Source organism: Flavobacterium fragile, assembly GCF_023634865.1.
GTDB classification, from domain to species: Bacteria; Bacteroidota; Bacteroidia; order Flavobacteriales; family Flavobacteriaceae; genus Flavobacterium; species Flavobacterium fragile.
The window spans coordinates 47,262-57,191 of the sequence record NZ_JAMLJN010000012.1; the positions used below are offsets into that span (position 1 = coordinate 47,262).

A 9,930-nucleotide genomic window follows, 5' to 3' on the forward strand; every position below is an offset into this window, starting at 1 on the left:
CCATACAGACGCATTTTGATTATACTTTTCCTAAAGTGTAAAGTTGCTCTAATGTTGGACTAGCGCTACCACCAGCCGGTTCTAAGGTAATTCCGAATGCTTGTGGTGATTCGGCATTTTCTACTTTTATGACCTTAGTTGTGCTTGTCGCATAAGAATCCAGTAAGCCAATGCTTGTAGGTGTTAAAACAGGTTCTAACTGTAACGACCATACTTGATACACCATTCCTTTTGGTGGTTCTGGTAATCCTGATGCGTCTATGTAAACTGTTTTTGTAGTTTTGTTGTAATACGCTTTAGCAAAAGCTTGAGGGGCTACTTGTTGACCAGCTAAAGCAACCGCTACATTGCTAGTGTCTCTCAAAATAGCTAGAACTTCTTCTGATTCTTTCTTCTTTAATTCTAAATCTACAATTGATTCTTGTAATAAGTTTTTCTCAGTGGAAACATTGTTTAAGGTTTCGTTTGTTTGGTTTAATTTATAAAATTGAAGTCCGAAACCAACTACTAACACAGCAGCAGCAACCCAACCTGTGTATTGCGACCAATTCGTTTTCGGTTTCATTTCGATTACTTTGTTTCTTCCTAATAATTCGGCTCTGATTTTCTCAAAATTAGTAGCTGATAGGTGAGGAGCAACGCTATAGGATAAGTTAATTACCGCGTTTTCAATAGCTTTTATTTCTTCTTTTACTTCAGGATATTGGGTTGCCATTTGGTTCACTTCCGCTATTTCTTCTTCGGAAAGTTTTCCAAACACATATAATTCTAAAATTCCTGATTCGATATATTCTCTACTATTCATTGATCATCAGTCTTAATTCATTCATACAATTTCTGTTCTGAGTTTTTACGGTTCCTAATGGAATTTCCAACTCCTCTGATGCTTCTTGCTGTGTATATCCTTTAAAAAACAATAAATCAATTAGTTGGATACACTTGGGTTTCAATTTTTTGATGAATTCTTTAATTCCTATCGCATCTATTTTATTGATTGTCTTCGCATTGTCATCTAATAGATGTACGAAATTATCAGCCGATAAGTTTTTCTGGTTATTGTTAAAGTTTTTAGAACGTAATTTATCGATGGAAGAATTACGAGCAATATTCAACATCCAAGTGTACAATCTTCCTTTAGAAGTATTGTACGAATCTATGTTTTTCCAAATCTTAACAAATACTTCTTGTAGCACGTCTTCTGCTTCTTCTTTGTCTTTGATTAGATTAAAAATAATTCCGTATAGACTTTTGGCATAATTGTCATAGAGCAAAGTAAATGACCTATCGTCTTTTTTGAGTAATAAGGGTAAAAGTTCGTCTTGTGTCATGCGTTTTTCTTTTTTTGTCTAAATTAATAAAAAAACAAGTATTATTTTTGTATCATGGAGAAATTTAATCAAGAGTTGTTAACATATTTAGAAGGTTTTCTTACTGATAATAGAAAAGAAGGCTTTTTACGCGTTTTAAAAAATAGAACCAAGCATTTTACCATTGCGATGGAAGATGTATATCAATTGCACAATACGAGTGCTGTAATGCGTAGTTGTGAGGTTTTTGGAGTTCAGGAATTAAATGTAATTGAACAGAAATTTGGAAAGCGAATTGATTCTGAAATTGCTATGGGTGCTCAAAAATGGGTAGATGTGAATCGATTTAATACCGTTCAAAGTTGTATTGATGCTAAGAGAGCGCAAGGTTATCAAATTATAGCTACAACACCTCATAACGATTCTTGTATGTTACATGAATTTGACATTTCGAAACCTTCTGCTATCTTTTTTGGAACCGAAAAAAACGGACTTTCTGAAGAAGTGATTCGTCAAGCGGATGGTTTTATTAAAATTCCTATGGTAGGTTACACCGAAAGTTTAAATATTTCGGTTTCAGCCGCTATTATTATTCAGGATATTACAACTCGATTGCGTCAATCTGAACTTAATTGGCATTTATCTGAAGAAGAAATTTTAGAAAAACGTTTGGATTGGACCCGAAAATCAATTAAAGATATCGATTTTATTGAAAAGAAGTTTTACGAAATAAAAGAAAGTGCGGTGAAATAAATTATTTATTTTTTTTCAATATTTTGTAATCTTCATAGCAAGCACTTATGGCATCCATGATTTGCAAATCGTTGGCAGTTTTTATGAAATATTCAGAATAATTGCAGTTTTCTAATATCATCGGGATATCATCTTTGTCGATTTCTAATAAAGTGGCTAATGTTACTCTATCAAATTTAGTTGCTAAAAGATTTCGGATGGTGTCATCTTTTTTCATGGCTTTTAGCTTTTTCATTTCGTTTGGACGTTTACCAAAAACGTTGTATAGCAAATCTGTAGGGTTAAAAATGGAACCTAAGATTTTTGAAACTGCACCTGGTGATTTATCTCCTGCCTCGTATCCTAAATTTATTCCTGAAATATTAAATCGATATCCATCACTAGCAACAGGAATTATTTTGGTATCTACTTCAACATATCCTGTTAAATTATATTTTGGTATTACTACCTCGTCTAATACATAGGTTTTTTCAGAAAGATAAATTTTGGTAATTTTTTCCTTAATCCAGTCATTGGTAACTTTTACTTTAACATTTTCATAGCCTATAAAAGTAAATAAGAGAGTATCATTTACTTTGGCAGCAATTTCGAAAGTTCCACTTGCAGTAGTTGTAGTACCTTTAACGCGCGAGGCATTAATAACGTTTACATTGCCAATAGGTAGCTTGGTTTCGTTATTGATCACGGTTCCTTTGATGTTTGTCACAAGCGTATCATTTTGTGAAAAACAAACTGTTGAAAAAAGTAAAAAAATAAAAACTACAAAATATTTCATCTCATAAATATTGATTCAAAAATACGAATCTAAAGATGATATTTTGTAGTTTTTAATAAATTTATAAGAAAATTAACGAAAAATATTAACTTCTTCTCGGTCTTCTTGGTCTTGATGAATCACCAGCACTTTCAATTCTTCTTGAAGCACCTTCTCTTCTTGATGAAGAACTGCTTCTTTCTCCTCTAAAGCCAGCATCTCTTCCGCCTTCTCTTCTAGGAGCCGAACCTCTATCACTTCTGAAACCTCCGTCTCTTCCGCCTTCTCTTCTTGGAGCAGAACCGCTTCTTTCACCTCTAAATCCGCCTTCACGTCTTCCGAAACCAGAATTTCTTCCGTTGTGATCGCGTCTTCCGCCACCGTCGTTTTTAGAAATTTCAACGTTGATTCTACGACCGTTCATGTCATATCCGTTAAGAATAGACATTACTTTTTCAGTATGTTCTCCATCGGTATTAAAGAAAGAAAAACCTTCTTTTACGTCTACTTTAAATACGTCATCACGACCTAAATCTAAAGTTTCTTTGATGAAATCTTTTAATTGCATCCAATCGAAATCGTCTCTTGCTCCAATGTTGATGAAATAACGAACTGGATCACCAGCTCTAATTTCTCTTGGTTCTGAGCTTCTTTCGCTTTTCTCTGAAGCAATATCACGTTTCTTTTTATAGTAGTTTAAGAATCTATTGAATTCTACGGATACCATTCTTTTAATCAATTCTTCTTTCGATAAATCTTGGAAAACTTCATAAATTGCTGGCAAGTAGTTGTCAATTTCATGATCTACTTCAGTATCGTGAATTTTATTTGCTAAGTGTAACAACTGAATTTCGCAGATTTCAATTCCAGATGGGATTGTTTTTTCTTCAAATTTTTGTTGGATAATACGTTCGATAGAATGAATTTTTCTCAATTCACTTTTCGTAACGATTACAATTGAAGTTCCTAATTTTCCAGCTCTACCCGTTCTTCCAGAGCGGTGATTGTAAGTTTCAATTTCGTCTGGTAATTGATAATTTACTACGTGTGTAACGTTATCAACGTCAATTCCACGCGCTGCAACGTCTGTAGCTACCAGCATTTGAATTTGACGACCACGGAATGATTTCATTACGCCATCACGTTGTGCTTGCGATAAATCTCCGTGTAAGGCTGCTGCGTTGTATCCATCTTCGATTAATTTTTCAGCAACTGCTTGTGTATCACGTTTTGTTCTACAGAAAACTACAGAGAAAATGTCTGGATTAGCATCCGCTAAACGTTTTAAAGCTTCGTAACGGTCTCTTGCGTTTACTACGTAATATTCGTGAGAAACGGTAGCAGAGCCTGAGTTTTTATGTCCAACCGTAATTTCTTCTGGGTTAGACATGAATTGTTTTGCAATACGCGCTACTTCAGCAGGCATTGTTGCCGAGAATAACCAAGTGTTTTTCTCGTCTGGTGTGTCCGATAAAATGGAACAAATGTCTTCGTAGAATCCCATGTTTAACATCTCATCTGCCTCATCTAAGATACAAAAATCGATGTTTTTAATGTTTACAAGTCCACGGTTAATCATGTCTTGCATTCTACCTGGTGTAGCCACAATAATTTGGGCACCACGTTTCACTTCTCTAGCTTGTTCTGTAATGCTTGCACCACCATAAACAGCTACGGTATGTAAACCTTTAATGTACTTAGAGTACAATTTAATTTCATTGGTGATTTGTAAGCATAACTCGCGTGTTGGCGATAAAATTAAGGCTTGAGTGTTTTTGTTCTCAGCATCAATTTTTTGAATTAGAGGAAAACCAAAAGCTGCGGTTTTTCCTGTACCTGTTTGCGCTAAGGCTACTAAGTCAGTGTTTTGTTCCAATAGTACTGGAATCGCTTTTTCTTGCACTTCTGACGGATTCTCAAATCCTAGATCTTTAATCGCCAGCAGTAGCGACTCATTCAATCCTAATTGTTCAAATTTATTCATATATTATTTTAAATTGGGTGCAAAGTTACGCTTTATTAATTAGATTAACTAATTTGTTATTGATTGATTTTCAAATTGTTATATTTTTCATATTTTTAGAACATTTAACAAAAAATGGTCTAATGCAAAATCTAGATAGAAAAAAGTAACAAAATTAAGTACTTTTGTAAGAAATGATTCGATATGTTTGAACTCTTAGACGTTACGGGAACTTTAGTGTTTGCTATTTCAGGTGCTTTGACTGCAATTTACAAGAAGCTGGACTTATTTGGTGTTTATTGTATTGCTTTTGTGACAGCCTTAGGTGGTGGAACGGTCCGTGATGTTATGATAGGAAGAACCCCTGTAGGCTGGATGTTAGATATTGATTATATCTACATCATTACTGTTGGATTTTTACTGTCAATTGTTTTTAATCGCTATTTGGAGCGTTTGCGAATTTCGATGTTATTGTTTGACACTATTGGATTAGGAGTTTTTACCTTAATCGGTTTGGAAAAAGGGATTGAATTTGGATTGAGTCCCGTTGTTTGTGTGATTTTAGGGACTTTGACTGCGACTTTTGGAGGTGTAATTCGCGATATTTTGTGTAATGAGATTCCGGTTTTGTTTCGAAAGGAAATTTATGCTACACTATGTATTGCTGGCGGAATTTTATTTTTCTTTTTACAACAATTACAATTATCGGATGATGTTATATCACCTATTGTAGCTATTTTTATTATTGCCTTTCGATTGATTGCTTTTAAGTACAATTGGAGTTTGCCTATAGGTTCTGTTTTTGCAAAAAAAGAATAAGTTCTTTTACCGCAATTCCTCTGTGGCTGATGGTTGCTTTTTCTTCCATGGTTAATTCGGCAAAAGTTTTGTCAAACCCATTGGCAACGAAGATAGGGTCGTAGCCAAAACCATTGGTTCCGATTTTTTCTTCGATGATTTTTCCGTTGACAATTCCCGTAAATAGGTTTTGCTTTCCGTTGAGGTTTAGTGCAATAACGGTTTTAAAATTCGCTTTTCTGTTGGGTTTCTCTTTTAATTCTGATAAAAGTTTATCCATGTTGTCATTTGCATCTTTTTGTTTGCCTGCATATCGCGCCGAATATACTCCAGGTGCTCCGTTTAAAGCTTCTACTTCTAAACCTGTATCATCAGCAAAGCAATTATAACCATATTTTTCGGTAACGTAATTCGCTTTTAGAATAGCATTTCCTTCAATAGTATCTGCTGTTTCTGGAATATCTTCATTACAACCAATTTCTTCTAAACTTAGGATTTGAATAGTTTTTGGAACTAAAGCTTGAATTTCTTCAATTTTATTTTTGTTGTTGGAGGCGAATACGAGTTTCATCATGTTTTATGTAAAAAGTGTTTTTTTTTAACTTATGAATATATTTTTTTAAAATATAAACGTTGATTTTTTTAACATTATAATTGAGTTGATATTTGTAATTTATAATTTTAAAATGCAAATTTTTTATTTAAAATCTACTACATGATATTACATTTTTTTAAAAGAATCTCAAAAATAGTATTTTTATTATTTTTTTTCTTCTTATCAACTGATTTATTTTCTCAAGCGTATTTTGATAAACTTACCTTTTACAAAACACTATCAATTAATCATAAAATATACTTCGGAGAAATTGAAGAATCTGCCAATTGGAAAATTATTTACCCAAACAATGAGAAAATTATATTGTTAAATGGAAATGAAATTAATAACTTCAATTTTAATGAGTTAGGTGTATTTACATTGTATTTTTATGATACAAAAAAATTTGGACCAAATGACTGTAGTCATCCAAAATTTAAAGATAAAATGTTTATCAATGTTACGCCAACTGAGATGGTGTTTCAATTTTCAGAAATTAAATTTTCCGATAAAATTAGAGTAGGAAAAAATTGTGATGATATAATAATGTCGCTACCTGTTACTATAAAATCTGTTTCTGAAGGCGGGAAAATTAAATTATCAAACGTTAATGTAACTGGAAATGATGTTAGTTTGATTGCTATTCCTTTGCAAGAGGAAATCGTAGTTAAAAACGGAACTTATAATTTAAGTTATAAATTGTTTGGTACAGTTAATAAAGAGACTTATTTGATGTTTGATTTTGTTGATAGTAACAATGAAACTCAAACGTATTATCAATTAGAAATTGTAAACTAGAAACGTTATGGCATTAAAAAATATAAAATCATTTTGCAATTTTAGAAATTTCATTTTGATATTGGTTTTATTTGCTTCCTTCAATAGTGTCTACTCACAATGTGCTGTACCTACAGTAGGATGTCCAAATACTAATTTAGCTAATTACGGTGCCAATTCTAATACTGATGCAACTACTATAGAATATGATAACTTTGTTTCCTCTTTTCATAGTACTGTTTCAAGAACTGGTGACGGTTCTATTCAGTTGTGGGGAGAAAAATTGGCTAATGACGGTGCAACCCACTTATATTCTCCTATTCTATTAAATTCAACTAATTATCCCGCATTAGGTACTGCAACTCCACTCAAAGTTGCAGTTGCTAGTAACTTTACTTCATCAGCTCAAGGTATTTTATTAGCAACTGATGGTTTGTATGCTTGGGCTACAGAAGGAACGGTTTTAGATAATTCTATAACTAGTAGTTCTGTATTTCAAAAACTAACTATTAATGGTAACGCTAATGGGTTACCTACGGGTATGGTTCCTGCTGATGTTAAGATGATGTTTGTGACTTATCAAACAATTGCTTTAACAACATGTAGTGGTGATGTTTGGGTTTTGTCTCAAGATGCCAATATGAGAGGTAATGGGGCTACAGGTTCAAATACAGTTTGGAGTAGAGTTACAACAACGGCTACTGGAAATCCATTTTTAACGAATGTTGTTACAACTAGAGGTAGTGCTGGTGCAATGATGGCTTTATGTTCAGATGGTACGGTGTATACTTGGGGTAGTAATGTTTATTTAGGAGATAATACAGCAATTATTGCAACCCAAAACAGAGCAAGACAAATGACGTTGCCGGTAGGTATAACTCCAAAAATGATTGGTACTGGAAACAACAGTACTAATCAAAGATCTTATTATGTTTTAGCTACAAATGGCAATCTTTATGCTATGGGTAATAATGCTGTTCGTCAGTTAGGTGATTTTTCAACTACAGAAAGAAGAAGTTGGGTTCAACCAAGATATGCTACTGGAGGTGCGGTGATGAGTAACATTATTTGGATTAGTCCTCAAGAACACGATACAAGATATAATGGTGTTAATGTTATTAATAGCACTAAAAATATATATGCTTTTGGTGAGAATAATAACACTATGTTAGGTGCAACTAGCGACCCAACAGATCCAGTTATGCCTGGTGGATTAACAGCTTCTGATATAATGTTAGCAGTTGAAACAGGTGGACATACTTCTATGACCATTAAACAATGTCAATCAAATTATGGATATGTAGGTCATAGAATTAATGGTAGTATTGGAAATGGAGTTACTACTTCGGGTACTGAATCTGTTTTTACATTTTCTACTTCACCAATTGTTCTATGTGGTGCATCTACTCCTGAAATTGCTTTGTCTGTTCTTCCAACAGGTCCAACGTCAAAGTATTGTATTGGTTCCAATGTGGATTTAATACCATCTCCTTCAGGAGGTACACTTTCTGTTTTAAGTGGACCTGGAGTATTGGTGGGTAATAATATAACGTTTACAGGTGTTGGAACAGTTGTCGTTCAATACGTACTACCAAACCCTTGTGGAGGACCTAATCTTAGTACTTCTATTAATTTAATAACTGAATATTGTGACACTGATGTAAGTGTTACTAAAACGGTAAATAATAGTGCTCCAATAATTGGTAGTAATGTAACTTTTACAATTACAGCTACAAATAATAGTTTATTATATAACGCTTATAATGTTGTTGTGAATGATCCATTACCTTCTGGATATACGTTAGTTGGGTCTCCAACTTTGTCTGTGGGTACTTTTTCTTCATCTAATTGGAATATAGGGGTTTTAGCACCTAGTGCAACAGCCACAATGACAATAACTGCTACCGTTTTAAATACAGGTAGTTATGCCAATACAGCATCTATTTCAAGCAATGCTCCTGATCCAACTACATCTAATAATTCCGCGACTAGTACTCCGGTTCCAGTTTCTCCTCCATGTGTTTTAACTACACCAGCAGGAAGTGTAACCGTACAACCAACATGTGCTGTAACAACAGGAACGATTGTTTTCACAACGCAATCAGGAGTTGAGTATAGCATTGATGGTACGACTTATCAATCAAGTGCTACCTTTACAGGTGTAGCTCCAGGAACTTATACTTTACGTGTTCGTTCAACAACAGATAATACTTGTACAGCAACAGGTTCTAGTGTCACTGTAAATGCAGTTCCATCAGCACCAAGTACACCAGCAGGAAGTGTAACCGTACAACCAACATGTGCTGTAACAACAGGAACGATTGTTTTCACAACGCAATCAGGAGTGGAATACAGTATTGATGGTACGACTTATCAATCAAGTGCTACCTTTACAGGCGTAGCTCCAGGAACTTATACTTTACGTGTTCGTTCAACAACAGATAATACTTGTACAGCAACAGGTTCTAGTGTCACTGTAAATGCAGTTCCATCAGCACCAAGTACACCAGCAGGAAGTGTAACCGTACAACCAACATGTGCTGTAACAACAGGAACGATTGTTTTCACAACGCAATCAGGAGTTGAGTATAGCATTGATGGTACGACTTATCAATCAAGTGCTACCTTTACAGGTGTAGCTCCAGGAACTTATACTTTACGTGTTCGTTCAACAACAGATAACAGTTGTATTACAACGGGATCAAGCGTAACTGTAAATAAAAGTATTTGTGCCGTGAACGATACACCAACGGCTATTACCTCAGGAGACAGCACCCCATCAGTAATTATTAACGACACTTTAGATGGCGCTCCAGTTGTAATTGGAACTAATCCAGGTCAAGTAACCTTAACAGGAACAAGTGTTCCAACGGGATTAACATTAAATCCAAACGGAACGATAACAGTAGCAGCAGGCACCCCATCGGGTACTTATACCGTTACTTACCAAATATGTGAAAACGGAGCAACTCCAGCTAATTGT

General features: G+C 34.4%; 9 protein-coding genes. 4 read left to right on the plus strand and 5 right to left on the minus strand.

The features are described from left to right. Positions 1 to 19: 19 nt before the first annotated feature. Entirely contained in the window at positions 20 to 805 is a 786-nt protein-coding gene (locus NAT47_RS11910; protein ID WP_250583052.1) for an anti-sigma factor, read from the minus strand. Then, on the minus strand, positions 798 to 1,328 hold the full coding sequence (locus tag NAT47_RS11915) for an RNA polymerase sigma factor (RefSeq protein ID WP_250583054.1): 531 nt from the start codon (positions 1,326 to 1,328) through the stop codon (positions 798 to 800). Before NAT47_RS11915 ends, NAT47_RS11910 begins: the two co-directional genes overlap by 8 nt. A gap of 54 nt (positions 1,329 to 1,382) precedes the next feature. On the opposite strand from NAT47_RS11915, the gene NAT47_RS11920 reads away from it, so the two are divergent. After that, complete coding sequence (locus NAT47_RS11920; protein WP_250583056.1) at positions 1,383 to 2,060, plus strand: TrmH family RNA methyltransferase; 678 nt, start codon at positions 1,383 to 1,385, stop codon at positions 2,058 to 2,060. A 1-nt stretch (position 2,061) separates the two neighbouring features. On the opposite strand, the gene NAT47_RS11925 is transcribed toward NAT47_RS11920, so the two are convergent. Together NAT47_RS11925 and NAT47_RS11930 are read right to left on the minus strand one after the other, a co-directional pair. Further along, positions 2,062 to 2,835, minus strand: a complete 774-nt coding sequence (locus NAT47_RS11925; protein ID WP_250583058.1) for a carboxypeptidase-like regulatory domain-containing protein — start codon at positions 2,833 to 2,835, stop codon at positions 2,062 to 2,064. Positions 2,836 to 2,920: 85 nt separating this feature from the next. Then, a complete protein-coding gene (locus NAT47_RS11930) occupies positions 2,921 to 4,798 on the minus strand; it encodes a DEAD/DEAH box helicase (protein WP_250583060.1) in 1,878 nt (625 codons plus the stop codon). Between the two features lie 183 nt (positions 4,799 to 4,981). Here NAT47_RS11930 and NAT47_RS11935 point away from each other — a divergent pair, with 183 nt between their 5' ends. Continuing rightward, entirely contained in the window at positions 4,982 to 5,596 is a 615-nt protein-coding gene (locus NAT47_RS11935) for a trimeric intracellular cation channel family protein (protein WP_250583062.1), read from the plus strand. On the opposite strand, the gene NAT47_RS11940 is transcribed toward NAT47_RS11935, so the two are convergent. Then, positions 5,565 to 6,146 carry a non-canonical purine NTP diphosphatase gene (locus NAT47_RS11940; protein WP_250583064.1) on the minus strand — a complete coding sequence of 194 codons (582 nt, stop codon included), beginning with the start codon at positions 6,144 to 6,146 and terminating at the stop codon, positions 5,565 to 5,567. The genes NAT47_RS11935 and NAT47_RS11940 overlap by 32 nt on opposite strands. A gap of 144 nt (positions 6,147 to 6,290) precedes the next feature. On the opposite strand from NAT47_RS11940, the gene NAT47_RS11945 reads away from it, so the two are divergent. Continuing rightward, positions 6,291 to 6,968: a hypothetical protein gene (locus NAT47_RS11945; RefSeq protein ID WP_250583066.1), complete on the plus strand. Its 678-nt coding sequence runs from the start codon at positions 6,291 to 6,293 to the stop codon at positions 6,966 to 6,968. A 7-nt stretch (positions 6,969 to 6,975) separates the two neighbouring features. Next, positions 6,976 to 9,930: hypothetical protein (locus NAT47_RS11950; RefSeq protein ID WP_250583068.1), on the plus strand; the 2,955-nt coding region annotated here is incomplete at its 3' end.

Bases quoted from the DNA above. Each gene is read 5' to 3' on its own strand.
- NAT47_RS11910 (WP_250583052.1), bottom strand. From the start codon at position 805: ATGAATAGTAGAGAATATATCGAATCAGGAATTTTAGAATTATATGTG.
- NAT47_RS11940 (WP_250583064.1), bottom strand. From the start codon at position 6,146: ATGAAACTCGTATTCGCCTCCAACAACAAAAATAAAATTGAAGAAATT.
- NAT47_RS11945 (WP_250583066.1), top strand. From the start codon at position 6,291: ATGATATTACATTTTTTTAAAAGAATCTCAAAAATAGTATTTTTATTA.
- NAT47_RS11935 (WP_250583062.1), top strand. From the start codon at position 4,982: ATGTTTGAACTCTTAGACGTTACGGGAACTTTAGTGTTTGCTATTTCA.
- NAT47_RS11930 (WP_250583060.1), bottom strand. From the start codon at position 4,798: ATGAATAAATTTGAACAATTAGGATTGAATGAGTCGCTACTGCTGGCG.
- NAT47_RS11915 (WP_250583054.1), bottom strand. From the start codon at position 1,328: ATGACACAAGACGAACTTTTACCCTTATTACTCAAAAAAGACGATAGG.
- NAT47_RS11925 (WP_250583058.1), bottom strand. From the start codon at position 2,835: ATGAAATATTTTGTAGTTTTTATTTTTTTACTTTTTTCAACAGTTTGT.
- NAT47_RS11920 (WP_250583056.1), top strand. From the start codon at position 1,383: ATGGAGAAATTTAATCAAGAGTTGTTAACATATTTAGAAGGTTTTCTT.